At 70.2% G+C, this 23,687-nt stretch carries 21 protein-coding genes; 4 read left to right on the forward strand and 17 right to left on the reverse strand.

Going from position 1 to position 23,687, the window contains the following annotated elements:
* Positions 1-2: 2 nt before the first annotated feature.
* On the reverse strand, positions 3-1,763 hold the full coding sequence (leuA, locus tag Q9S36_RS14625; RefSeq protein WP_311285733.1) for a 2-isopropylmalate synthase: 1,761 nt from the start codon (positions 1,761-1,763) through the stop codon (positions 3-5).
* A gap of 257 nt (positions 1,764-2,020) precedes the next feature.
* On the opposite strand from leuA, the gene Q9S36_RS14630 reads away from it, so the two are divergent.
* Positions 2,021-2,698, forward strand: coding sequence for a hypothetical protein (locus tag Q9S36_RS14630; RefSeq protein WP_311285734.1), 678 nt, complete (start codon positions 2,021-2,023; stop codon positions 2,696-2,698).
* On the opposite strand, the gene era is transcribed toward Q9S36_RS14630, so the two are convergent.
* From era to lepA, 11 genes are all read right to left on the reverse strand, one after another.
* Entirely contained in the window at positions 2,630-3,547 is a 918-nt protein-coding gene (era, locus tag Q9S36_RS14635; RefSeq protein WP_311285735.1) for a GTPase Era, read from the reverse strand. The two genes, Q9S36_RS14630 and era, sit on opposite strands and share 69 nt — an antisense overlap.
* The gene (locus Q9S36_RS14640; protein WP_251449741.1) at positions 3,544-4,893 is read right to left on the reverse strand and encodes a hemolysin family protein; all 1,350 of its coding nucleotides are present in this window, start codon (positions 4,891-4,893) and stop codon (positions 3,544-3,546) included. Before Q9S36_RS14640 ends, era begins: the two co-directional genes overlap by 4 nt.
* Positions 4,890-5,360: an rRNA maturation RNase YbeY gene (gene ybeY / locus Q9S36_RS14645; protein ID WP_311285736.1), complete on the reverse strand. Its 471-nt coding sequence runs from the start codon at positions 5,358-5,360 to the stop codon at positions 4,890-4,892. Before ybeY ends, Q9S36_RS14640 begins: the two co-directional genes overlap by 4 nt.
* The gene (locus tag Q9S36_RS14650; protein ID WP_251451438.1) at positions 5,357-6,418 is read right to left on the reverse strand and encodes a PhoH family protein; all 1,062 of its coding nucleotides are present in this window, start codon (positions 6,416-6,418) and stop codon (positions 5,357-5,359) included. Before Q9S36_RS14650 ends, ybeY begins: the two co-directional genes overlap by 4 nt.
* 10 nt (positions 6,419-6,428) lie before the next feature.
* Entirely contained in the window at positions 6,429-6,776 is a 348-nt protein-coding gene (locus Q9S36_RS14655; protein ID WP_251449743.1) for an HIT domain-containing protein, read from the reverse strand.
* A gap of 24 nt (positions 6,777-6,800) precedes the next feature.
* Positions 6,801-7,532: a 16S rRNA (uracil(1498)-N(3))-methyltransferase gene (locus Q9S36_RS14660; RefSeq protein WP_311285737.1), complete on the reverse strand. Its 732-nt coding sequence runs from the start codon at positions 7,530-7,532 to the stop codon at positions 6,801-6,803.
* Positions 7,533-7,535: 3 nt separating this feature from the next.
* Positions 7,536-8,651, reverse strand: a complete 1,116-nt coding sequence (gene dnaJ, locus Q9S36_RS14665; protein ID WP_251449745.1) for a molecular chaperone DnaJ — start codon at positions 8,649-8,651, stop codon at positions 7,536-7,538.
* Between the two features lie 54 nt (positions 8,652-8,705).
* The gene (hrcA, locus tag Q9S36_RS14670; RefSeq protein WP_311285738.1) at positions 8,706-9,746 is read right to left on the reverse strand and encodes a heat-inducible transcriptional repressor HrcA; all 1,041 of its coding nucleotides are present in this window, start codon (positions 9,744-9,746) and stop codon (positions 8,706-8,708) included.
* A gap of 99 nt (positions 9,747-9,845) precedes the next feature.
* A complete protein-coding gene (gene hemW / locus Q9S36_RS14675; protein ID WP_311285739.1) occupies positions 9,846-11,063 on the reverse strand; it encodes a radical SAM family heme chaperone HemW in 1,218 nt (405 codons plus the stop codon).
* A 7-nt stretch (positions 11,064-11,070) separates the two neighbouring features.
* On the reverse strand, positions 11,071-11,721 hold the full coding sequence (locus Q9S36_RS14680) for a DUF1990 family protein (RefSeq protein WP_311285740.1): 651 nt from the start codon (positions 11,719-11,721) through the stop codon (positions 11,071-11,073).
* A 60-nt stretch (positions 11,722-11,781) separates the two neighbouring features.
* Positions 11,782-13,647 (reverse strand): translation elongation factor 4, encoded by a 1,866-nt coding sequence (gene lepA / locus Q9S36_RS14685; RefSeq protein WP_311285741.1) that lies wholly within the window; start codon positions 13,645-13,647, stop codon positions 11,782-11,784.
* A 63-nt stretch (positions 13,648-13,710) separates the two neighbouring features.
* On the opposite strand from lepA, the gene Q9S36_RS14690 reads away from it, so the two are divergent.
* Positions 13,711-14,430, forward strand: a complete 720-nt coding sequence (locus tag Q9S36_RS14690) for an alpha/beta hydrolase (RefSeq protein ID WP_311285742.1) — start codon at positions 13,711-13,713, stop codon at positions 14,428-14,430.
* Between the two features lie 115 nt (positions 14,431-14,545).
* Positions 14,546-14,806 (forward strand): 30S ribosomal protein S20, encoded by a 261-nt coding sequence (rpsT, locus tag Q9S36_RS14695; protein ID WP_251449757.1) that lies wholly within the window; start codon positions 14,546-14,548, stop codon positions 14,804-14,806.
* Between the two features lie 85 nt (positions 14,807-14,891).
* Here the strand turns inward: rpsT and holA are convergent, their stop codons facing one another.
* From holA to Q9S36_RS14720, 5 genes are all read right to left on the reverse strand, one after another.
* On the reverse strand, positions 14,892-15,935 hold the full coding sequence (holA, locus tag Q9S36_RS14700) for a DNA polymerase III subunit delta (protein ID WP_311285743.1): 1,044 nt from the start codon (positions 15,933-15,935) through the stop codon (positions 14,892-14,894).
* 9 nt (positions 15,936-15,944) lie between these two features.
* On the reverse strand, positions 15,945-18,275 hold the full coding sequence (locus Q9S36_RS14705) for a ComEC/Rec2 family competence protein (protein WP_311285744.1): 2,331 nt from the start codon (positions 18,273-18,275) through the stop codon (positions 15,945-15,947).
* Positions 18,272-18,916, reverse strand: a complete 645-nt coding sequence (locus Q9S36_RS14710) for a ComEA family DNA-binding protein (protein WP_311285745.1) — start codon at positions 18,914-18,916, stop codon at positions 18,272-18,274. Before Q9S36_RS14710 ends, Q9S36_RS14705 begins: the two co-directional genes overlap by 4 nt.
* A 92-nt stretch (positions 18,917-19,008) precedes the next feature.
* Complete coding sequence (gene leuS, locus Q9S36_RS14715) at positions 19,009-21,618, reverse strand: leucine--tRNA ligase (protein WP_396653768.1); 2,610 nt, start codon at positions 21,616-21,618, stop codon at positions 19,009-19,011.
* A gap of 28 nt (positions 21,619-21,646) precedes the next feature.
* A complete protein-coding gene (locus tag Q9S36_RS14720; RefSeq protein WP_311285746.1) occupies positions 21,647-22,960 on the reverse strand; it encodes an anthranilate synthase component I family protein in 1,314 nt (437 codons plus the stop codon).
* Between the two features lie 42 nt (positions 22,961-23,002).
* On the opposite strand from Q9S36_RS14720, the gene Q9S36_RS14725 reads away from it, so the two are divergent.
* Positions 23,003-23,683, forward strand: a complete 681-nt coding sequence (locus tag Q9S36_RS14725; RefSeq protein WP_311285747.1) for a DedA family protein — start codon at positions 23,003-23,005, stop codon at positions 23,681-23,683.
* Positions 23,684-23,687: the final 4 nt, after the last annotated feature.

Raw genomic sequence — 23,687 nt, forward strand, 5'->3', positions numbered from 1 at the left:
GGTCAGACGCTCGCGAGCTCGCCCGTTTTCACGCGTGTGCGGATCGCCCGGTTCACACCCGACACGATCGCCTTGAGCGACGCGGTCGAGATGTCTCCGTCGATGCCGACGCCCCACAGCCTCTCGCCGTCGACCTGGAGCTCGACGTACGCCGCGGCCTGCGCATCGCCACCGGCGCTGAGGGCGTGCTCGACGTAGTCGTAGACCGTGACCTCGAAGCCGTGACCGCGCAGCACCTCCAGGAATGCCGCCACCGGGCCGTTGCCGTGGCCCGACGCCGCCGACCGCTCGTCGCCGTCGCGCAGGGTGACCTCGAGCTCCACGTCTCCCGACATGTCGCTCTGGGTGCGGGTCGACAGCAGCTCGAACCGTCCCCATCGCTGATCGGCCTCGCCGGCGGGCAGGTACTCGTCGGTGAAGATGGACCAGATCTGATCACTCGTGACCTCGCCGCCCTCGGCGTCGGTCTTGGCCTGGACGACTCCCGAGAACTCGATCTGGAGGCGTCGGGGCAGATCCAGCGCGTGGTCGGACTTCAGCAGGTACGCGACCCCGCCCTTGCCCGACTGGGAGTTCACGCGGATCACCGCCTCGTACGACCGCCCGAGGTCCTTCGGGTCGATCGGCAGGTACGGCACGGCCCATTCGAGTTCGTCGACGGAGACGCCGGCGGCGGCGGCGCGCGCCTCCATCGCCTCGAGCCCCTTCTTGATCGCGTCCTGGTGCGACCCGCTGAAGGCGGTGAACACCAGGTCGCCGGCCCACGGGCTCCGCTCGGGCACCGGGAGCTGGTTGCAGTACTCCACGGTTCGCTTTATCTGGTCGATGTCGCCGAAGTCGATCTGCGGGTCGATCCCCTGCGTCAGCAGGTTCACCCCGAGTGCGACGAGGTCGACGTTGCCGGTGCGCTCGCCGTTGCCGAACAGGCATCCTTCGATGCGGTCCGCTCCGGCCATGTACCCCAGTTCGGCCGCGGCGACCGCGGTTCCACGGTCGTTGTGCGGGTGGAGCGAGACGATGACGTTCTCGCGGTGGGCGAGGTGGCGCGACATCCACTCGATCGAATCCGCGTAGACGTTCGGTGTCGCCATCTCGACGGTGGCGGGCAGGTTGATAATCACCTTCCGCTCGGGCGTCGGCTCGAAGATCTCGAGCACCTGATTGCAGACGTCGACCGCGAACTCCAGTTCGGTGCCGGTGTAGCTCTCGGGCGAATACTCGTAGAACACCTTCGTGTCGGGGATGGTCTTCTCGAACCGGCGGCAGAGCCGGGCGCCCTCGAGGGCGATGTCGATGATCCCCTGGCGGTCGCTGCGGAACACCACCTCGCGCTGGAGGATGCTGGTCGAGTTGTACAGGTGGACGATGGCCTGCTTGGCTCCGCGGATCGACTCGTACGTGCGCTCGATGAGATGCGCGCGCGCCTGGGTCAGCACCTGGATCGTGACGTCATCCGGGATGAGGTCCTCTTCGATCAGCTGCCGGACGAAGTCGAAATCGGTCTGGCTCGCGGACGGGAACCCGACCTCGATCTCCTTGTAGCCCATCTTCACCAGGAGTTCGAACATGATGCGCTTGCGCTCGGGACTCATCGGGTCGATGAGCGCCTGGTTGCCGTCGCGCAGGTCCACCGCACACCAGCGGGGTGCGGCCGTGATCCGGCGCGCCGGCCACGTGCGGTCGGGCAGATCGACGCGGATCTGTTCGTGGTAGGGCCGGTACTTGTGCACCGGCATGCCGGAGGGCTTCTGCGTGTTCTCCATGATTCGTCGCTTCCGATGACGGCCTCGATCGACGGACGATCGGGCTGGCTCTGAGCCTGATGGTGCGGGCCGACGACGAGCTCCGCGACGAGAGTGGCCCTAGAACGAGGTCTCGTCGCGGCGGATAAGGAGGAGAAGCCCGCCGACGCGCATGGGTCGATGGTACCAGGATGTCTCCGAGATGACTGAGACGATCGCGATCTGCTCGACACTGGCAGGGCATGAGCCGTCATTCTCGACAATCTGCTGCATGGGCGATGGCTGCGGTCGCCGTCCTGATCCCCCTCCTCGCCGCATGCGCGACTCCCGTCGGCCCGGCGGGGCCCGCCGCGCAGCCGGATCCGGCGTCCCCGGCATCCGCGTCGCCGGCGCCGCCCGAGACCGAGGTGGTCGGGCAGGGCACCGTGCTCGAGGACGCGGACGGAACGCGTCTGTGCCTCGGCGGCGTGATGGAGTCCTACCCGCCGCAGTGTTCAGGCGTCCCGCTCACGGGCTGGAGCTGGGACGGCGTGCCCGGAAGCGAGACGGCCGAGGGCGTGACATGGGGCGCGTACGCCGTCCAGGGCACCTACGACGGAGAAGCGATCGCCGTCACGCAGGAGCCCGTCCTCCTGGCCCTCTACGACCCGATGATGGCTCCGGATCCCACGGGCGGCGAGCCGGGCGAGAGCTCGGAGGACGAGCTGCTCGAGGTGCAGGAGGACATCCACACCTCGATGGGCGATGACATCCTGGCTTCCGCTGCGCAGAACGGCTGGCTGTGGGTCGATGTCGTCTGGGATGACGGCAGCATCCAGCAGGCGGTCGACGCCGCCTACGGCGAAGGCGTCGTCGTCGTCCGCTCCGCGCTGCGGGCACTGGAGGCCTCAGAATCCGAGCCGGCCCAGCTGCTTGGGGTCCCGCTGCCACTCCTTCGCCACACGCACGTGCAGTGAGAGGAAGACGCGCGAGCCGAGGAGCGGCTCGATCTGGGACCGCGCACGCGCTCCGACGTCACGCAGGCGCGAGCCCCGGTGGCCGATGATGATCGCCTTCTGGCTGTCGCGCTCGACGATGAGGTCGGCGTAGACGTCGGTGAGGTCCGAGTCCTCGCGGGCCGAGATGTCCTGCACCACCACGGCGATGGAGTGGGGCAGCTCATCGCGGACGCCCTCCAGCGCCGACTCCCGGATGATCTCGGCGATGCGGTCCTCGACCGTCTCGTCGGTGACGACGCCTTCGGGGTAGAGCGGGGGGCCCTCGGGCATGAGCGAGAGCAGTTCGTCGGTGAGCACGTCCAACTGCTCGTCGGTGAGGGCCGAGAGCGGAATGACTGCAGCCCAGTCGGCCCGCAGCTGGTCGACCTCGATGAGGCGCTCGGTGACCTGTTCCCGCGTCGCGGCATCCGTCTTCGTGACGATCGCCACCTTCTTCGCCCGTGGGTAGCCGTCGAGGGACTCCGCGATCCGCCGATCGCCCGGGCCGACCTTCTCGGTGGCGGGGACGCAGAAGCCGATCACGTCGACATCGCCGAGCACCTGCTCCACGAGATCATTCAGTCGCTGGCCCAGGAGGGTGCGCGGGCGGTGGAGCCCGGGCGTGTCGACGAGGACCAGCTGGCCTTCGGCGCGATTGAGGATGCCGCGGATCGCCCGCCGCGTGGTCTGCGGCTTGTCGCTGGTGATGGCCACCTTCTCGCCGACGAGCGCGTTGGTGAGCGTGGATTTGCCGACGTTCGGCCGGCCGACGAAGGTGGCGAAGCCGGATCTCGTCGCGGACCCGCCGGGGGCTGTGGCCTCGGTCATGTGCTGGCCTTCCTGGTCGTGCGCACCTCACCGGTCCGCGGGCGCACGGGGACGTCCCCCATGGCGGGCGAGGGCCGATCGCCCTCGCCGTCGTCGTCAGCGGCGCGCTCGACGATGACGGTCGCGAGGCGTCCTCGGCCGCGTGAGGCCCCGCCCGTCATCACCAGACCGGCCAACTCGCCCGACGCCCCCGGCTGCGGGACTCGTCCGAGCGCCTTGCCGAGGAGCCCGCCGACGGAGTCGACGTCCTCGTCCTCCAGCTCGAGGCCGAACAGATCGCCCACCTCGTCGAGGCTCATGCGGGCGCTCACACGGTAGCGGCCGGGCTCGATCTCGACCACCTCGTCTCCGCGCGGATCGTATTCGTCGACGATCTCTCCGACGAGCTCCTCGATGAGGTCCTCGAGGGTGACGAGCCCCGACACGCCGCCGTACTCGTCGATGACCATGCAGACGTGGACCGCGTCACGCTTCATCTGCTGCAGCAGCGTCTCGGCCTTCATGGATTCGGGCACGAAGACGGCGGGGCGTGCGATGCGGAGGATCGGCGCGTCGCGCCACCCCGCCTCGTCGCGGAACCCGAACTGCACGAGATCCTTGAGGTACAGCAGTCCGATGACGTCGTCGGCCTCGTCGTCGACGATCGGGATGCGGGAGACGCCCTTCTCGAGGAAGATCCCCATCGCGTCGCGGGTCGTCGCCGACGAGTCGGTCGTGACCATGTCGGTCCGAGGCACCATCACCTCTCGCACATAGGTGTCGGTGAATTCGAACACCGAGTGGATGAGCTCGCGGTCGTCCTCCTCGATGAGCTCGTTCTCGGCGGCGTCGTCGATGATGCTCAGCAGCTGCTCCTCGGACGCGAAGTTCGCCCCGCGCCGGACACCCGGTGTCAGTCGCGTGCCGAGCGCGGCCAGTCCGTGCGCGAGCGGTCCGAGCAGGATCCGGACGCCGCGCACCACCGGTGCCGCCGCGCGCAGCAGGCCCGTGGCGTGCTGCCGTCCGACGCTGCGCGGGCTCACGCCCACGACGACGTACGAGACTCCCGTCATGATGACCGCGGCAGTGAGCATCGCCCACCAGATGCTGTCGAAGGTCAGCGTGAGCGCGACCGTCACCAGCACCGCGGCGGTCGTCTCGGCCAGCACGCGGATGAAGGCGACCGCGTTGGCGTGTGCCTCGGGGTCGATGGCGATCCGCCGCAGCGACGCGGCATTGCGACCCGCTGTGCCCCACTCGAGCAGGTCCGCACGCGATGTGACGCCCAGGGCCGCATCCAGCGCCACCATGAGGGCGCCCAGTGCCAGCAGGAGGGCAGCGGCGATGAGGAGGAGGGCGGGGGTCATGCGCGCCTGCGGCGGCGCTCGGCCGCCTGGAAGCCGATGATGAGGTCCTTCTGGAGGGAGAACATCTCCCTCTCCTCATCCGGCTCGGCGTGGTCGAAGCCGAGGAGGTGGAGCAGACCGTGCGTGGTCAGCATCACCATCTCGTCCATCGTGGAGTGCTTCGCCGCGATCGCCTGCGTTTCGGCCACCTGGGGGCACAGCACGATGTCGCCGAGGAGTCCGGGCGGGGTGGGCTGGTCCTCCGTGCCCGGGCGCAGCTCGTCCATCGGGAAGCTCAGCACATCCGTGGGACCGGGTTCATCCATCCACTGCACATGCAGGGACTCCATCGCGCCCTCGTCCACCATGAGGATCGCCACGTCGGCGTCGGGACTGACGTGGAGTTCGGCGAAGTTGTGCTCCATCAGCCGCAGCAGCACCGTCTCGTCCACGGCGACGCCGGACTCATTGCTGATCTCGATGGTCATGCGCGTCCTCGTTTCGGCAGATGGTCGCGTGGGCCGCCCGGGCGCGCGTGCGAGCGGCGTTCGGCGCGATTGGAGAGTTCGCCCGCCTCGTCGCGCTCCCGACGGGAGGCGAGTCGGCGCTCGTCGTACTCGCTGTACGCATCCACGATTCGACCGACCAGCGTGTGCCGCACCACGTCCTGGCTGGTCAGGTAGGCGAAGTGGATGTCGTCGATCTCGTTCAGCACACGCGTCACCAGCCGCAGACCGGAGGCGCCCTGGGGCAGGTCGATCTGCGTGATGTCGCCGGTGACCACCATCCTGGTGCCGAAGCCGAGGCGGGTGAGGAACATCTTCATCTGCTCGGGAGTGGTGTTCTGCGCCTCGTCGAGCACGACGAAGGAGTCGTTGAGCGTCCGCCCGCGCATGTAGGCCAGGGGCGCGACCTCGATGGTGCCCGTCGCGATGAGCTTGGGCACCAGCTCCGGATCCATCATCTCGTTGAGAGCGTCGTAGAGCGGCCGTAGGTAGGGGTCGATCTTGTCGGTCAACGTGCCCGGAAGGAACCCCAGGCGCTCGCCGGCTTCCACCGCCGGGCGCGTGAGGATGATCCGGCTCACCTCTTTGCGCTGAAGCGCCTGGACGGCCTTGGCCATCGCGAGATACGTCTTGCCCGTACCGGCCGGGCCGATGCCGAAAACGATCGTGCTCTCGTCTATCGCGTCGACGTACGCCTTCTGTCCCAGTGTCTTCGGGCGGATCACCTTTCCCCTGGACGACAGGATCGACTCCCCGAGGACCTCCGACGGGCGCTGTCCGCCGTCTGCGCGGAGAATGCGACTGGAAGAGGTCACATCCGCGGGATCGAGGCCCTGTCCGGTGCGCGTCATCGCGAGGAGCTCGTCGACGAGCTTTCGAGCGGCGGCGACGGCATCCGGTTCGCCGGTGAGCGTGATCTCATTGCCGCGCACGTGGACGTCGACGTCGGGATGCTCCTTCTCGACGACGCGCAGCAGGCGATCCTGGGGGCCGAGCAGCTGCACCATGGCGACGCCGTCGGCGTAAACCCGGTCGGTCATCGGGGATTCTTCAGGCACCGACGCTCTTCTCCTCCAGGCCACCGGCCAGCACATGCGCGTGCACGTGGAAGACCGTCTGTCCGGCACCGGGGCCGGTGTTGAAGACGAGGCGGAAATCCCCGTCGGCATGCTCGCTCGCAACCGCGTTCGCGAGGCCCACGAGCTCGCACAGCAGGTCCGGGTCCCCGGCGGCCAGCTCCACCACGTCGCGGAAGCGGTCGGACTTGGGGATGACCAGCAGGTGCACCGGCGCCTGCGGAGCGATGTCGCGAATGGCGAACGCGTTCTCGGTCTCGGCGATGATCTCGGCAGGGATCTCTCCCCGCAGTATGCGCATGAAGATCGACGGTTCGCTCATGCGCTCCAGTCTATCGACGGCGGTTCACCAGCGGCCGAGCCGCGTGCTCGCCACGGCGAGTGCGGCCGGCCCGGCCGTCGACGTGCGCAGGACCGTCTGTCCGAGGCGCACGGCGCGCGCGCCCGCCGCCACGAGCCTGTCGAGCTCGTCCGGGGCGAGCCCGCCCTCGGGCCCGACCACCAGGACGATGTCGCCGTCGGCGCCGAGGTCGATCTCGGAGAGACGGCTCTGTGCGGTGGGCTCGAGCACGAGCATCCCTCCCCCATGCGCGAGCTGCTCCAGAGCGCGCACGTCGGTCGCCGCGGCGACCTCCGGAATCCAGGCGCGATGGGCCTGCTTGGCCGCTTCGCGGACGATCGTCGCCCACCGCGCGCGTCCCTTCTCACGCTTCTGGCCGTCCCACCTCGACACGCTGCGGGAGGCCTGCCACGGGATGATCAGGTCGGCGCCCAGCTCGGTGGCCGCCTGCACCGCGAGCTCGTCGCGGTCGCCCTTGGCGAGGGCCTGCACGAGGACGAGCCGGCGCTCGGGCGCGGGGCGGTCCTCACGCGTCGCTATCCGGACGCTCACTTCCCCGCCGCCGGCGCTCTCGCAGGTACCGGTGAGCCATGTGCCGCGTCCGTCGCCGACGGTGACGTGCTCACCCGGGCGCACGCGGCGCACGGTGGCCGCGTGATGAGCCTCAGCGCCGGCGAGCGTCAGCACGTCGCCGGGCGAGGCCGCGGCGGCATCCTCGATGACGAAGTGCAGGGCCACGGATCAGCCGTTCCGGAATCGGTCCCGGAGCTTCGCGAACAGGCCCTGGTGGAACTCCGACAGCTGCGGTCCGGGCGCCTTGGTCCGTCTCGCGAACTCCTCGATGAGGGCACGCTCCTTGGCATCCAGTCGGGTGGGCGTGACCACGTGGACCCCCACGCGCAGATCCCCGCGCTGGGTACCCCGCAGCGGGGTGATGCCACGGCCCTTGATCGTGAGGACGTCGCCGCCCTGGACGCCCGGGCGCAGTTCGAGGTCGACCGGGCCGTCGAGCGACGTGATGGTGGTCGTCGTGCCCAGGATCGCATCGGGCATCGACACCTCGATGGTGGCGAGCAGGTCGTCTCCGTCGCGGCTGAAGACCTCGTGCGGGGCGACGGTGATCTCTACGTACAGGTCGCCGTTTGGCCCGCCCGCCGGCCCGACTTCGCCCGAGCCGGGGAGCTGGAGTCGCAGCCCGCTCTCGACGCCCGCGGGGATGTCGAGGGACACTGTGCGGCGGGCGCGGACCCGGCCCTGCCCCTGACACGTTGCGCACGGATAAGGGATGGTGGTGCCGTAGCCGTGGCAGATGCTGCAGGGCTGGCTGGTGACGACGTTGCCGAGGAGACTTCGGACCTGGCGCTGCACGTGGCCGGATCCGTGGCAGATGTCGCACGTGACCGGCGACGTCCCCGGCTGGCAGCACGATCCCTGGCAGGTCTCGCACAGCACGGCGGTGTCGACGTCGATGTCGCGATGGACGCCGAAGACGACGTCCCCGAGCTCCAGCGACACGCGCACGAGCGCGTCCTGTCCGCGCTCCCGGCGCGACCGCGGTCGTCCTCCCCGGGCACCGCCGCCGGCGGCGCCGAAGAAGCTCTCGAAGATGTCGCCGAAGCCGCCGAACCCCGCGGCTCCGCCGAACGGGCTGTTGTCACCGCCCATGTCGTATCGCGCCCGCTGATCGGGGTCGCTGAGCACGTCGTACGCGTGGGTGACCAGCTTGAACCGCTCCGCAGCATCGTCCCCCGGGTTCACGTCGGGGTGCAGCTGCCGGGCCAGGCGCCGGTACGCCTTCTTGATCTCGTCAGGGGTCGCCTCACGAGAGACCCCCAGTACTTCGTAGTGGTCAGCCACTGTCGCCTTCCCCGCCGCGTGTCGCGCGGCATCGTGATGTCGGTGGCGCCGCGGTCAGCGGGCGCCGTCGTCTTCGTCGAGCAGGCGGGTGAGGTAGCGCGCGACCGCGCGCACCGCCGCCAGGTTGCTCGGGTAGTCCATGCGCGTCGGTCCGAGGACGCCCACCCGGGCGCGCTCCCCCGTCGCGTCGTAGTCGCTGGTGAGCACCGAGGCCTCGCCGAGGCCGAACGGCTCGTTCTCACGACCGATGCTCGCCGCCAGCCCGTGCTCGTCTGCGACCATCTCGCCCATGAGCCTGAGCAGCGTCACCTGCTCTTCGATGGCCTCCAGCAGCGGGTAGATGCTGCCCCGGAAGTCCGCTTCGCGCCGCGCGAGGTTCGCGCTGCCGGCCATGACCAATCGGTCCTGCCGGAATTCCTCGAGCTCCTCACCGACGACGCGGAGGATCGCGGACGTCGCCGCGTCGCGGGCGGACGCGCCCGCGGTCGCGGAGCCGAGATGGTCGTCGATGCGCTGCACCCCGTCGCGAACGGCGCGCCCGACGAGCATCGTGCCGATCTCGGCGCGCATCTGCGCCAGATCGGACTCGTCGAACTCGCTCTGCACGAACGCCAGCCGCTGCGAGACGCGACCGGTGTCCGTGACGACGATCACCAGCATGCGTCCGTCGCCCAGCTGCACCAGCTCGACATGCGACACCGTGGCACGCGCGAACGACGGGTACTGCACAATCGCCACCTGGCCGGTCAGCTGCGACAGTGCGCGCACCGTTCGGGCGAGGGCGTCGTCGAGGTCGCCGGGCCCGTCCAGGAACGACGCGATCGCGTGCCGCTGGGCGGGGCTGAGCGGCCGGAGCTCCGCGAGATGGTCGACGAACACCCGGTAGCCCTTGTCCGTGGGCACGCGGCCGGACGAGGTGTGCGGGGCGGCGATGAGATCCTCGTCTTCGAGCAGGGCCATGTCGTTGCGGATGGTCGCAGCCGACACTCCGAACGCATGACGTTCGACGATGGCCTTGCTGCCGACGGGCTCGCGCGTGTCGACGTAGTCCTGCACGATGGCGCGAAGAACCTGCAGGCCTCTCTCACTGACCATGGTTCCCCCTTGCTGGCACTCGTCTTGCGCGAGTGCCAATATTACCGCGACGCATCGCCGCGATCGCGGACGGCCGTCACCTTCTCGCGTCGCGCCGTGTCACTCCGTCAGTGCGCGGGCGACGACGTCGGCCAGCAGGCGTCCCCGAAGCGTCGGGATCACCCGCCCCCTCACCGCTGCCAGGCCGTCGATGAGCCCGTCGGCGATCAGGCCGGCGACCGCGGACCGGCCCGCGTCGGACAGCTCGCTCACGTCCAGGCCGTCCTTGATGCGCGTGCGCAGCAGAACCCGCTCGAGGTGGAGCGTCGCGGCGTCCGGTCGTTCGCGCCCCGCAGCGGGCGACCCTCCGGCGGCGAGGCGCTGGGCGTAGGCGGCGGGATGCTTGACGTTCCAGAAGCGGACGCCGGCGATGTGGCTGTGAGCGCCCGGCCCGAAGCCCCACCAGTCCGTGCCGCGCCAGTACGCGAGGTTGTGGCGCGAGCGGGCCCGGTCGGTCCGCGCCCAGTTCGAGACTTCGTACCACTCGAATCCAGCCGCGCCGAGCCGTCCGTCCACCAATTCGTACATGTCGGCTTGCAGGTCGTCGTCGGGCATCGCCACTTCGCCCCGTCGGATACGCCGCGCCAGCGCCGTGCCGTCTTCGATGATGAGGGCGTAGGCCGAGACATGATCGGGTTCGAGTTCGAGCACCGCGTCGATCGACGCGCGCCAGTCCTCCAGCGTCTCTCCCGGGGTGCCGTAGATGAGGTCCAGGCTCACCGCGAGGCCTGCCCGGCGCGCTGCGGCGACCGCCACGGCCACGCTCTCCGGCCGATGGGTTCGATCCAGGGTCCGCAGGACGTGCGGCACAGCGGACTGCATGCCGATGGAGAGACGGGTCACGCCGGCGGCGGCGAGCGTCTCGGCCACGCGGTCGTCGACGGTGTCGGGGTTCGCCTCCACGGTGACCTCTGCTCCCGGCGCCACTCCGAACTGCTCGGCGATGCCCCTGAGCATGCGCGCCAGGTCTCCGGGCGGCAGGAGCGTGGGGGTCCCTCCGCCGAAGAACACCGTCGACGCCGGTCGCCGGCCCCCCGCGCGGTCCAGGACGGCCCCGGCGAGGGCGATCTCGGCCAGCACGTCGTCGGCGTAGCGATCCTGGCGCGCGCCGCGAAGCTCACCCGAGGTGTAGGTGTTGAAGTCGCAGTACCCGCATCGGACTCGGCAGAACGGCACATGCACATATGCGCTGAAAGACACGGCGCGGTCGACGTCGTGACCGTCCGGCAGCGACCCGTCCTCGGGTACGGCCTCCCCCACCGGCAACGCGGCGCCCATCAGCGGCTCACGCGGGGGTGGCGTACAGGGGCGATATGGCGCGCAGGTAGCCGGTGAACAGCTCGCGCCGCCGGCGGCGCACCAACGCGGGCAGGAGCCGGTACAGGAGGGCCGACGGGGCGTCGAACGCGCGGACGGTGAACCAGACCTCGTCGTTGTCGTGCCAGTCGACCATGAACGACTCCTCGCCGCTGACGACCGACCCGCCCACCGTGCCGAGCGCGAACCCCACGCGGCGCGGCTCCTCGATGGTGAAGATCACCCGCAGCTCGGCATCCGCCCGCTGCCCGCGGACACGGCCGTCGACTTTGATGGTCGTGCCGCCGGCGACGTAGGGCGTGCCGTCCTGGTCGAATCTCTGATCAGCGTCGGTGCGGCTCGGCGCGATCGCGTTGCCCTCGGCGTCGAAGCTGACCCCGGCGTACATCGGGCCGGAGGCGGGTCGCACGTCGCTCAGCATCAGACCGGCGCCACGCTGGGCTCCCCATGAAAGCAGCGAGTCCGAGGCCGTGCGGAAACGGGCCTCTCCGCTGCCGATCCGCCACGATTCCTGGGCGGGGATGCTGCGCTCGGGCGGGTACTGCATCAGGTCCGGCGCCTGGCTGGCCCCGACAGCGGCATAGTCGACAGTCTCGTCCTTGAACGTCCCGCGGCGCATGATGTCAGCGTAGCCGCGGCCCCTGCGCGCCCGGTGTGAGCGGGCGGTCGAGGCCGTGTGCTACTTCTTCTCCTTGCCCTCGACGTCGCCGGACAGCGCCGCGATGAACGCCTCCTGGGGGACCTCCACGCGGCCGACCATCTTCATGCGCTTCTTCCCCTCCTTCTGCTTCTCGAGCAGCTTGCGCTTGCGGGTGATGTCGCCGCCGTAGCACTTGGCCAGGACGTCCTTGCGGATGGCGCGGATGTTCTCACGGGCGATGATGCGGGCGCCGATGGCGGCCTGGATCGGCACCTCGAACTGCTGTCGAGGGATGAGCTTGCGCAGCCGCTCGGTCATCATCAGACCGTAGGCGTACGCCTTGTCGCGATGCACGATCGAGCTGAAGGCGTCCACCTTCTCCCCCTGCAGCAGGATGTCGACCTTCACCAGGTCCGCCTCCTGCGTGCCGATGGGCTCGTAGTCCAGGCTCGCGTAGCCCTGCGTGCGGGACTTGAGCTGGTCGAAGAAGTCGAACACGATCTCGCCGAGGGGCATGTTGTAGCGCAGCTCGACACGGTCCTCGCTGAGGTAGTCCATGCCCAGGAGCGAGCCGCGCCGCGACTGGCACAGCTCCATCACGGTGCCGACGTAGTCCTTGGGCGTGAGGATGGCCGCCTTCACCATGGGCTCCGACACCGTCGCCACCCGCCCGTCGGGATACTCGCTGGGGTTCGTGACGATCACGTGCTCGCCGATGTCGGTCTGCACGTCGTAGACGACGCTCGGCGCTGTCGTGATGAGGTCGAGGTCGAACTCGCGCGAGAGCCTCTCGGTGATGATCTCCAGGTGCAGAAGGCCGAGGAACCCGCAGCGGAAGCCGAAGCCCAGCGCCACCGACGTCTCGGGCTCGTACTGCAGCGAGGCGTCCGAGAGCTTCAGCTTGTCGAGTGCTTCGCGCAGGTCGCCGTAGTCGCTGCCGTCGATCGGATAGATGCCCGAGAACACCATCGGCTTCGGGTCCGTGTACCCCGAGAGGGCCTCGGATGCCGGTCTGCGGGCGTTCGTGATCGTGTCGCCGACCTTGGACTGCCGCACGTCCTTCACACCGGTGATGAGGTAGCCCACTTCGCCGACGCCGAGACCACGTGTGGGCGTCGGCTCGGGGCTGGACACGCCGATCTCGAGCAGCTCGTGCGTGGCGCGGGTGGACATCATCTGGATGCGCTCGCGCGGCTCGAGCTTGCCGTCGACCATGCGGACGTACGTGACGACACCGCGATACGAGTCATAGACGGAGTCGAAGATCATCGCGCGTGCCGGTGCGTCGGCATCGCCGACAGGGGCGGGGATGTCGCGGACGATCCGGTCCAGGAGCTCCTCGACGCCCTGGCCCGTCTTGCCGCTCACCCGCAGCACGTCCTCGGGGTCGCCGCCGATCAGGCCCGCCAGCTCGAGGGCGAACTTCTCGGGGTCCGCCGCAGGAAGGTCGATCTTGTTGAGCACCGGGATGATCTGCAGATCGTTCTCGAGGGCGAGGTACAGGTTCGCGAGCGTCTGAGCCTCGATCCCCTGGGCGGCGTCGACGAGGAGGATCGCGCCCTCGCACGCGGCGAGGGACCGAGACACCTCGTACGTGAAGTCCACGTGGCCGGGCGTGTCGATCATGTTCAGGGCGAACACCGAGTCCGCCGCACCCTCGACGGGCACCGACCACGGCATGCGCACCGCCTGCGATTTGATCGTGATGCCGCGCTCGCGCTCGATGTCCATGCGGTCGAGGTACTGCGCCCGCATGTCGCGATCGGACACGACACCGGTGATCTGCAGCATCCGGTCGGCCAGTGTCGACTTGCCGTGATCGATATGGGCGATGATGCAGAAATTGCGGATGCGCTCGGGGGGCGTGGCCGCGGGCTCGAGCGTGGTGTGGGCGCGGGGGGACATGTCCGTCGAATTCTACCGGGCGGGGCGGCGCCCGATCGCTCGGAGGGTGATTAGCGTGGAACCATGGCGGTGCAGGTGGTCCTCGTTCACGGCATCCGCACGTCTTCGACGATGTGGCGCGCGCAGACCGCGTATCTCGAGGCGCGCGGCAACCCGGTCACGGCGGTCGACCTGCCCGGTCACGGCACCCGCATGGGCGAGACCTTCACGCTCGAGGGCGCCATCGCCACCGTCGACGCGGCGGTGCGCGCCGCCGCCGAGCGCGGTCCGGTCCTGCTGGTCGGTCACTCGATGGGCGGTCTCGTCTCGATCGAGTACGCCGGTGCCCCCGAACGACCCCCGATCGCCGGCTTCGTGGCGGCTTCGTGCACCGCTGTCCCGCGCGGCGTCGGGCTGACCGCGTACCGCTTCCTCGCCCGGGGCCTGGACCGGCTCCCCGGACGCGGGCAGTGGCTGGCCGATCGCGTGCTCGATCGGACCCTGCCCCCCGAGACGCGCTTCGACTTCGGCGCCGGCGGGTACGCCTACGACATGCAGGACGTCGCCCTGCGCAGCCTGTCGGTGCTGGACCTGCTGACGGCCCTCCACCGCATCGATGCGCCCATGTGGTTCGTCAACGGCCAGTACGATCAGCTGCGCGTCAACGAGAAGCTCTTCCTGGGAATCGCCCGCCACGCCGAGCTGGTCGTGGTTCCGCGCACGACGCACCTCGTGACGGCCATGCGGCCCGACGTGTTCAATGCCGTGCTGAACGTCGCGCTCACGACACTCGAGCGAACCTGATAAACTCGCTGATTGGCTTGCGTGTGGGTTCTTCCCTCACGACCGTCGCGCGGTGCCCCTCTCGTGCCAACCGACAACACCATCGATCAAACTCCGAACGAAAGAACGTCGACACGTGGCGAACATCAAGTCGCAGATCAAGCGCAACAAGACCAACGAGAAGGCGCACGAGCGCAACAAGGCCGTCAAGAGCGAGCTGAAGACCGAGGTGCGTCGCACCCGCGAGGCCGTCGCCGCAGGCGACAAGGCCGCCGCCGAGAAGGCGCTCGCGAAGGCGTCCAAGAAGCTCGACAAGGCCGTGAGCAAGGGCGTCATCCACGAGAACCAGGCCGCCAACCGCAAGTCGGCGATCGCCAAGCAGGTCGCCGCTCTCTGAGCCCGCGCTGCAGACGAAGGCCCGCCCCGGAAGGGGCGGGCCTTCGTCGTTCCGGTCCCCGACCGCGGCCGACAGTGTGCCGCCCTCAGCGCTGAGCGATGCTCTCGCCGCGCGTGGCGATGACGGTCACCAGGCGCTCGAGTGCGAACACGGGGTCCCGTGACGCGCCCTTCACCTCGGCATCTGCGCGCGCCGCGGCCTGGATGGCCGTGCCGAGCGAGGATTCGGTCCAGCCGGAGAGGTCCCGGCGCGCACGATCGACCTGCCAGTCCTTGAGTCCGATGCGGGCCGCCAGCGCCGCCGCAGGCTCGCGACTGCCGGCCACCCGAGCCATGGTGCGAAGCTTCGAGGCGATCGCCGCCACCATCGGCACCGGGTCGGCGCCCGAGGCCAGCGCGTGCCGGAGCGCGAGGAGAGCCTCGCCGTAGCGGCCCGCGATCGCCGTGTCGGCCACCGTGAACGCCGAGGTCTCGACGCGACCGCCGTAGTAGCGCTCGACCACCTCGTCCGTGACGTCGCCGTCGACGTCGGCGATCAGCTGCTGACAGGCTGCGGCGAGTTCGGTCACATCGTCCGCGAAGGCGGAGACGAGGGTCCGCAGCGCGGTCGGCGCGATGCGGCGGCGCGCCGCCTGGAACTCCCCTGCCGCGAAGTCGAACCGGTCGGATTCCCGTTTGATGGCGGGGCAGGCGATCTCGACGCCGCCGCCTGTCCCCGCGCGAACGGCGTCGAGGAGCTTCTTGCCGCGCACGCTCGCGCCGGTGTGCCGGAGGATCACGGTGGCACCGTCCTGCGGTGCCTCGAGATAGGAGATCGCCTCGGCGAGGAAGGCATCGGAGCACTTCTCGACACCCGTCACGCGAACGAGGCGCGGCTCGCCGAACAGCGACGGAGACGTCAGCGCCAGAAGGGATCCCGGGCCGTAGTCGTCGGCACGGACGTCCGAGACCTCGAGGCTGGCGTCCTCGGCGCGCAGGTACTCCCGCACGCCGGCGATCGCGCGCTCGGCGCACACGTCCTCGGGGCCCGAGACCAGCACGATGGGCGCCGGCTGCGGGGTTCGCCACGAAATCTGCGGAATCGCGCTTCGCGTCTTCGACGCGGCGGGCCGACGCGCGCTGTATGCCATCCCCTCAGCCTAGTCAGCGGGCACGACACCGTCCCGCTCGCGCCACACGCGCAACCCCTCATCGGTCGCCCACACCGCCACCATGCCGTGGCGATCGGTTCGCGAGAGGTGCGCGCCGATCCCGCCCAGGAGATCGATCACCTCGGCCCGGGGATGCCCGAAGGTGTTGCCGGCACCGACCGTGATGACGGCGGCCGCGGGCCGGGCCTGCCGGTACAGCTCGGCGTACTGGTCTGCGCTGCCGTGGTGGGCGACCTTCACCAGGTCGTACGGGGGGTTCCAGACCGCGTCGCGCACCAGACCCTCCTGCGGGGAGGCCGAGAGGTCACCCAGCAGGAGCGAGTGCGGGATGCCGGCCCCGGCGATCTCGATGACGACGCTGGAGTCGTTGCCGGGCTCGTACGCGCGACTGTGTGCCCGCGGCCAGAGCACCCGCCATCGCGCGTCGCCGAGGACTCCCGTCATCCCTGCGTGCACGGGCGCCGCCGTGGCCCCCTCCGCCACCAGCGCGGCGATCGTCTGCCGGCCGTCCGCGTCGGCCGGTCCATGGATGACCGTCCCGACGCGGCCGGCGAGCACGGACGCCGCGCCCGCGTGGTCGGCGTCGAAGTGCGTCAGCACGAGCAGGTCGACACTGTGGACACCCGCGCGCGCGAGACACGAGGTCAGCGCCTCGGGGTCGGGTCCCGTGTCGACGACGGCGACCCGGGCGGCGCTGCGGAGCACGAGCGCGTCACCCTGGCCCACGTCGCAGGCCAGCACCGCCCACTCCGGCGGGAGAGTCCAGGGTGCGGCCCACGTCGTGAGCATGGCTGCGCCGATGACGACTCCGGTCACCGCCGCGAGTCCCGCACCGACGAGACCGCGCAGCCTTCCGCCATGGGGGCGCGCGATCACCACGGCGACGCCGGCGCCGACGCCCGCGAGAAGACCCGCTCCCGCCAGCCCTTCCACCCACGGAATGGCGCCGAACGGCAGTGACGTCATCGTGAGAGCCGTGCCTGCGATCCAGGATGCGGGGAGCCACGCGAGAGCGGTCAGGCCGTCGGCCACGACGGGCACCGGCCCGGCGAGGCATGCCAGCAGTCCGATGATCGTCGCAGCCGGCGCCGCCGGGCCCGCGAGCAGGTTCGCCACCACCCCGTACGTGGGGACAACCGGCTCGATCAGGACGAGCAGGGGGCCGCACGCCAGCTGTGCCGCCAGCGGCACCGAGAGGGCGAGGGCGAGCGGGCGCGGCATCCGGCGAGCAAGTCCGGCCGCCAGCGGCCGCGCGAGCAGGAGCAGCGACGCGGTCGCGCACGCCGAGAGGGCGAAGCCGAGGGACGATGCCAGCCACGGGTCGACCGCCAGCAGGATGCCCACCGCGAGCGACAGCACCGCCATTCCGACTCCCGTCCGGCCCAGGAGCAGACCCGCCATGGCGATGCCCGCCATCGTCGCGGCGCGCACCACGCTCGGCTCGGGCGTCACCAGGACGACGAACCCCGCCAGCGCGAGCGCCGACGCGCCCACCCGCGCGGGCCGAGGGGCCCCGAGGACGGCGCACAGGGCGAACACGATTCCGACGACGAGCGCGCAGTTCGCACCCGAGACGGCGGTGAGATGCGAGAGGGAGGCGGCTTTCATCGCCGCGTCGAGCTCGTCGCTCACCGCACTGGTGTCTCCCACGGCCAGCCCCGGCACCAGGCCGCTTCCCGGACCGGGGAGGCCGGCGGCCGACCCGACGAGCCCACGCCGCAGCTCCGCCGCGACGAGGAGGATCGGCGGCGGCGGAGCGCGGAGCGAGAGTCCGCCTTCGGCTGCCGAGACGACGAACAACGCCCGATCGGAGGGTCTGGCGTCCCGGACGGAGCCGGCGACGCTGATGGCGCTGCCGACGTCGAGCTGTCCCGCCTCCCCGGCGTCCATCCACACCGTGACCGCCACGGCCGTCCGACGAACCTGCTCACCCGCGCGGATGCGCTCGGTGACGGCGTCGAACGCCACCCTCCCGCTTGGGCGCGGCTCCACCTTCCCCGAGACGACGGCGTCGACCTCGACGTGGCGTCCGGACCCGGCTGCCACCTCACGCGCGGCGTGACGGGCGGGCTCTGCGGCAGCGACATGGGTCGCGGCCGCGGCGGCGAGCGAGAGGGCGAGGACCGCGACGACGAGCCGGCGTCCCGTCGTTCGCGTGCGGACGACGGCCGCGGCGATGAGGACGACCAGGGCAGCGCACCACGCGCACGCCGCGATCGTCGGCGCGATGTCAGTGTGGGCTATCGCGATCCCGGCTGCCAGCCATGCGGCCGCGGCGACCGGCACGAGCCGCAGCGCGCGCTGCAGGTCGGCGGTCACACCGTCACCAGATCGCGGAGGCCGGCGAGTACCGCGTCACCGATGCCCGGCACCGCGAGCAGATCGTCCACGCTGGTGAACCGTCCGTTCTCCTCCCGCCAGTCGATGATCCGCTGCGCGAGTGCGGGACCGATGCGCGGCAGCGTGTCGAGGGCGCTCAGGTCCGCGGTGTTCAGGTCGATCAGGCCGGCGCCGGTCCCGGGCGGCGCAGCCGCGCCGGCGAGAGGAGCACCCGCGCCCTGCGCGCCCTCGCTCGCCTCGCCCTCGACCGCGACGTGCAGCTGCTCTCCGTCGGCGAGCGGTCGCGCGAGGTTGACGGCGGCGCGGTCGGCGTCGCTCGTGAAGCCGCCTGCGACGGCGACGGCGTCCACGACTCGCGCGTCCGCTGGCAGAACGTAGAGTCCCGGAGCGCCGACGGCACCCGAGACGTGCACGTAGAGCTCGCGTGCAGAGCGCTCCTCGCTCGGCGCGGCCGAGTCCTCCGCCGGTTCCATCGGCACGACGTCGACCGGCGATGCCGCGCTGCGGACGAGCCCGATCCCCACCGTCACCGCCAGCGCGGCGATGACGAGCACGACCGCGGCGCCCAGACCGAGGCGGCGCCGCGCGTCGGCCGGCGCTTCCCCCTCAGCGTTGCCCACGCCTCGCAGTCAACCGTGCGCCCACCGGCGGGTCGCGCGGCCGAGCGTATCCGTGGACGGGCGCGCGGCCGAGAGCGTTTGGGGAGGAGAAGCTAGCGGGTGCTGAAGCTGACCACCTTGGGTGGGCGGACGATCGCACGAACGATCTGCTTGTCGCCGAGCGATCGCACCACGCGCTCATCGCCTCGGGCCAGGGCCTCCAGCTCGGAGGCGTCGATGCGCGCCGACACGTCGAGCGTCGCACGTACCTTGCCGTCGATCTGCACGACGGCCGTGACGGAGTCCTCCACGAGCAGCGTCGTGTCGGGAGCCCGCCACGGCACGAGGCCGACGAAGGGCTCGTAGCCGAGGATCTCCCACATCTCCTCCGCGGTGTGAGGCGCGACGAGGTCCAGCACCATGGCCGTGACCTCGGCGGCTTCCCGCACGGCGGGGTCTGCGGGGCCAGCGCCGGTGTCGATCGCTTTGCGGATCGCGTTGACGAGCTCCATGAGACGAGCGACGACGACGTTGAACTTGGTCTGCTCGACCAGCCCGGGAACGTCGGCCAGCAGGCGGTGGGTGACGCGGCGGAGGGAGGCGTCGCCCTCGGCCCACACCACGTCCGGCTCGCTCGTGACGTCGCGGGCGACGCGGAGCGCGCGTGCAAGGAATTTCTGCGCCCCTGTGGTCGAGACGTCGTTCCAGTCCTTGTCGTCCTCCACCGGCCCGGCGAACGCCAGGGCGACGCGGAGCGCATCGGCGCCGTGGGCGTCGAGCTCGTCCTGGAAGAGCACGAGGTTGCCCTTGCTCTTGGACATCTTCGCCCCGCCCAGGATCACCATCCCCTGATTGATGAGGCTCGAGAAGGGCTCAGTGAATTCCACCAGTCCCATGTCGAACAGGACCTTGGTGAGGAAGCGCGCGTACAGGAGGTGGAGGATCGCGTGCTCGACACCGCCGATGTAGAAGTCGACGGGTCCCCACTTGTCCGCCTCGCGGGTCGAGAACGGCTCGTCGGTGCTGGTGGGTGAGAGATAGCGGAGGAAATACCACGAGCTGTCGACGAAGGTGTCCATCGTGTCGGGGTCGCGGCGGGCGGGTTTCCCGGACTCGGGGTCGACGGTCGTGACCCACTCGGCCGCGCCGCCGAGCGGCGAGGTGCCCTTGGGGGTCAGGTCCAGGTCCTTGGCCTCGGGGAGGCGGATCGGCAGCTGGTCGTCCGGAACCGGCAGGATGCGCCCGTCGTCGGTGTGCACCATGGGGATGGGCGTCCCCCAGAAGCGCTGACGCGAGATGAGCCAGTCCCGCAGGCGATAGGTCTTGGCCGCGCGGCCATCACCCGAAGCCTCCAGCTGGTCGATCATCCGCGCGATGGCGTTGCGCTTGGAGAGACCGTCCAGCGACGCGGAGTTGATCATGCGCCCCTCGCCCGTCAGCGCCACGCCGGTACGGGCCGGGTGGATGTCGTCCAGACCGTCGCCCGCCAGCGACGGGTCCACCGGTTCGCCTTCGGCATCGAGCTCGATGACCGGAATGGCGCCGGTGATGGGTGCTGTCGTGTCGACGACCACCTTGACGGGCAGGTCGAACGCGCGCGCGAAGTCGAGGTCTCTCTGGTCGTGCGCGGGCACGGCCATCACCGCGCCATGACCGTAGTCCGCCAGCACGTAGTCCGCGGCCCAGATGGGCAGGCGTTCGCCGTTGACGGGGTTGATCGCGTACCGCTCCAGGAACACACCGGTCTTGGGCCGGTCCGTGCTCTGCCGCTCGATGTCGGTCTCGCGCTGCACCCGGTCGAGGTAGTCCTGGAAACGCATGCGCACCTCGGCGGACGCGCCCGAGGCCAGTTCGGCCGCAAGATCGCTGTCAGGGGCCACGACGAAGAAGGTCGCGCCGTGCAGCGTGTCGGGTCTCGTGGAGAAGACCGTGATCTTCTCGTCGCGTCCTTCGATCTCGAAGTCGATGTCGGCACCGACCGAACGACCGATCCAGTTGCGCTGCATCTGGATGACCTTCTGCGGCCAGAACCCCTCGAGCTGATTCAAGTCGTCCAGCAGCCGGTCGGCGTAGTCGGTGATCTTGAAGTACCACTGCGTCAGCTTCTTCTTGATCACCTCGGCGCCGCACCGCTCGCATCGGCCGTCGACGACCTGCTCATTGGCGAGCACCGTCTGGTCGTTGGTGCACCAGTTGACCGGGCTCTCTTTGCGGTAGGCCAGACCGCGCTCGTACATGCGCTGGAAGAGCCACTGATTCCAGCGGTAGTACTCGGGGTCGCTCGTGTGGAGCACACGGCTCCAGTCGAACGACACGCCGTACTGCTGGAAGCCGGTCTTCTGCTGCGCGATGTTGGCGTACGTCCATTCGCGGGGGTCCGCTCCGCGCTTGATCGCGGCGTTCTCGGCGGGGAGGCCGAACGAGTCCCACCCGATCGGGTTCAGCACGTTGTAGCCGCGGTGGCGCCACGCCCGGGCGACGATGTCCGAGTAGAGGTAGTTCTCAGCGTGACCCATGTGCAGGTCGCCCGAGGGATACGGGAACATCGCCAGGACGTACTTGCGCGGGCGCGTGTCGTCGTCTCCGCCCGCGCGGAACGGATCGGCCTCGGCCCACCGGGCCTGCCATTTCTGCTGCACGGCGTGGGTGTCGTGCCCGCTCTCGGCGGGCACGGCGGTTTCGGGCGAAGTCTGACTCACGGAGCGGGTACCAATCCTGGGCATGACGGAGGCGCGGAGCGCAGGGACCAGGCTACCGGACCTCCACGCGGGCCCACTCGGCCGGCAGACCCGCCCCGAGCGCGGCGAGCGGTCCGCGCGCCTTGAGAGCGACCTCGCCGACCTCTTCCCAGGCGGCGGACTTCCAGGTGATCCCGCCGCCGGCACCCACGTAGGCCCCGTCCTCGTGGAGGACGATCGACCTGATGACCATCGCGAGATCGAGGGTGCCGTCATCGCCGACCCAGCCGAAGCATCCCGCGAACGCGCCCCTCGACGCACCCTCGAGATCGTGGAGGATCGTCATCGCCGACAGCTTGGGTGCGCCGGTCATGCTGCCTGCGGGAAAGGCGGCATCGAGCAGATCGCCGACGGTGATGCCGGGGGCGAGCCGCCCCGACACGGTGCTCACGAGTTGATGAACCGCCGGATAGCTCTCGACCTCGAGAAGCGCGTCGACGCCGACCGACCCCGGCGTGCACACGCGCGACAGATCGTTGCGCATCAGGTCGACGATCATGATGTTCTCCGCACGCTCCTTCTCGCTCGTCCGGAGCTCCTCGATGAGAGCGGCGTCCTCCTCCGCCGTGGCGCCGCGACCCCGCGTTCCCTTGATGGGGGACGTCGACACCCGGCCGTCTGCGACCTGCAGGAAGCGCTCCGGACTCGCACTGGCCAGCGCCCGCCCGGCGCACCACACCAGACCCCCGTGGTGCGCCGGATGAGCGGCACGCAGGCGGGCGTAGACAGCGGTGCGGTCGAATCCGCCCGCAACGTCGAAGCGGGTGGTGAGGCACAGCTGGTAGGCGTCCCCCTCGCGGATCGCCCCCCGTGCGGACTCGATGAGGGCCGCGTACTCGTCGGGCGCGTGCCGGGCGTTCGCGCGAACGACGCGATCGGATGCCGGGGCGTCCGTTTCTCGACGGGCGCCGGCCGCGCGGGTCGCCAGGGCGGCCGCCTCGCTCGCGGGGGCCACCGCCCACGCACGTCGGCGGGTGTGGTCGAAGGCGACCCACCGCGTGGCGCGGATCCACAGCGCGGATTCCGCGCTCCGCCGATGGACCGGTGCGCCCGCCCTCGCGGCGGCATCCTCGTAGTCGAACCAGCCCACCCACCCCCCACGGAACGGACCGGCCGGCCAGGGGGTCGGCGCCTCCGATGCCAGACGCACGGGACGGACCTCTTCCGCGGCGACGGGCGCCCCCTCGCCGACGAAACTCCAGCCGTCCTCGGAGCGCGCACCGGCATCCAGCCAGAATCCCGCGTACGCCCGGGCGAAGATCCCGCCGTGCACGTCGGCGGGGTCGGTCCACCTCGCCAGGGGCACGGCGACCAGCGAGTCGGTCATCTTCCCAGGCTAGGGCCCTCGATCGCGCTCTAGGCTCGTGGCGTGAACGAGTTCCTGACATGGCTCCTGGATGCCGTGCAGAGCGTCGACCCGGTGCTGCGCACAGTGCTGGCCGGACTCGCGATCATGCTCGAGACGAGTGTCCTGATCGGACTCATCGTGCCGGGCGACACCATCGTCATCGTCGCCGGCACCGCGGTGGCCTCTCCCCTCGAGGGGGTCGTCCTCGGTGTATCGGTGGTGCTGGGCGCCCTCATCGGCGAGAGCATCGGCTTCTGGCTCGGCCGCCTCCTCGGCCCCGCCATCCGCCGCTCCCGGCTCGGGCGCCGGATAGGCGAAGCGAACTGGGTCCGATCCGAACGCTACCTGCGCCGTCGAGGCGGGCCGGCGATCTTCCTCTCGCGGTTCCTGCCCGTCCTCCACTCCCTCGTGCCCCTCACCGTCGGCATGAGCGGGTTCCCCTATCGGCGCTTTCTGGCGTGGACCCTGCCGGCATGCACGCTCTGGGCCGTGCTCTACGTGTCGGTGGCCGCCGCGGCGGCGGGCACCTACCGCGAGCTCTCCGAGACGCTGCACTCGGCGGGATACATCTTCGTCGCGATCATCGCCGCGTTCCTGGTGCTGATATGGCTCAGCAAGAAAGTCATCGAGCGGGTCGAGCGCAAGCACATCGACGCGGACGACCGCCATGCCGACACGGTTCAGGACGACGTGAAAGACTGACGGG

This window comes from Microbacterium sp. ARD31 (assembly GCF_031844425.1).

Bases quoted from the DNA above. Each gene is read 5' to 3' on its own strand.
- leuA (WP_311285733.1), bottom strand. From the start codon at position 1,763: ATGGAGAACACGCAGAAGCCCTCCGGCATGCCGGTGCACAAGTACCGG.
- Q9S36_RS14630 (WP_311285734.1), top strand. From the start codon at position 2,021: ATGGCTGCGGTCGCCGTCCTGATCCCCCTCCTCGCCGCATGCGCGACT.
- era (WP_311285735.1), bottom strand. From the start codon at position 3,547: ATGACCGAGGCCACAGCCCCCGGCGGGTCCGCGACGAGATCCGGCTTC.
- Q9S36_RS14640 (WP_251449741.1), bottom strand. From the start codon at position 4,893: ATGACCCCCGCCCTCCTCCTCATCGCCGCTGCCCTCCTGCTGGCACTG.
- ybeY (WP_311285736.1), bottom strand. From the start codon at position 5,360: ATGACCATCGAGATCAGCAATGAGTCCGGCGTCGCCGTGGACGAGACG.
- Q9S36_RS14650 (WP_251451438.1), bottom strand. From the start codon at position 6,418: ATGACCGACCGGGTTTACGCCGACGGCGTCGCCATGGTGCAGCTGCTC.
- Q9S36_RS14655 (WP_251449743.1), bottom strand. From the start codon at position 6,776: ATGAGCGAACCGTCGATCTTCATGCGCATACTGCGGGGAGAGATCCCT.
- hrcA (WP_311285738.1), bottom strand. From the start codon at position 9,746: ATGGTCAGTGAGAGAGGCCTGCAGGTTCTTCGCGCCATCGTGCAGGAC.
- hemW (WP_311285739.1), bottom strand. From the start codon at position 11,063: ATGGGCGCCGCGTTGCCGGTGGGGGAGGCCGTACCCGAGGACGGGTCG.
- Q9S36_RS14680 (WP_311285740.1), bottom strand. From the start codon at position 11,721: ATGCGCCGCGGGACGTTCAAGGACGAGACTGTCGACTATGCCGCTGTC.
- lepA (WP_311285741.1), bottom strand. From the start codon at position 13,647: ATGTCCCCCCGCGCCCACACCACGCTCGAGCCCGCGGCCACGCCCCCC.
- Q9S36_RS14690 (WP_311285742.1), top strand. From the start codon at position 13,711: ATGGCGGTGCAGGTGGTCCTCGTTCACGGCATCCGCACGTCTTCGACG.
- holA (WP_311285743.1), bottom strand. From the start codon at position 15,935: ATGGCATACAGCGCGCGTCGGCCCGCCGCGTCGAAGACGCGAAGCGCG.
- leuS (WP_396653768.1), bottom strand. From the start codon at position 21,618: ATGCCCAGGATTGGTACCCGCTCCGTGAGTCAGACTTCGCCCGAAACC.
- Q9S36_RS14720 (WP_311285746.1), bottom strand. From the start codon at position 22,960: ATGACCGACTCGCTGGTCGCCGTGCCCCTGGCGAGGTGGACCGACCCC.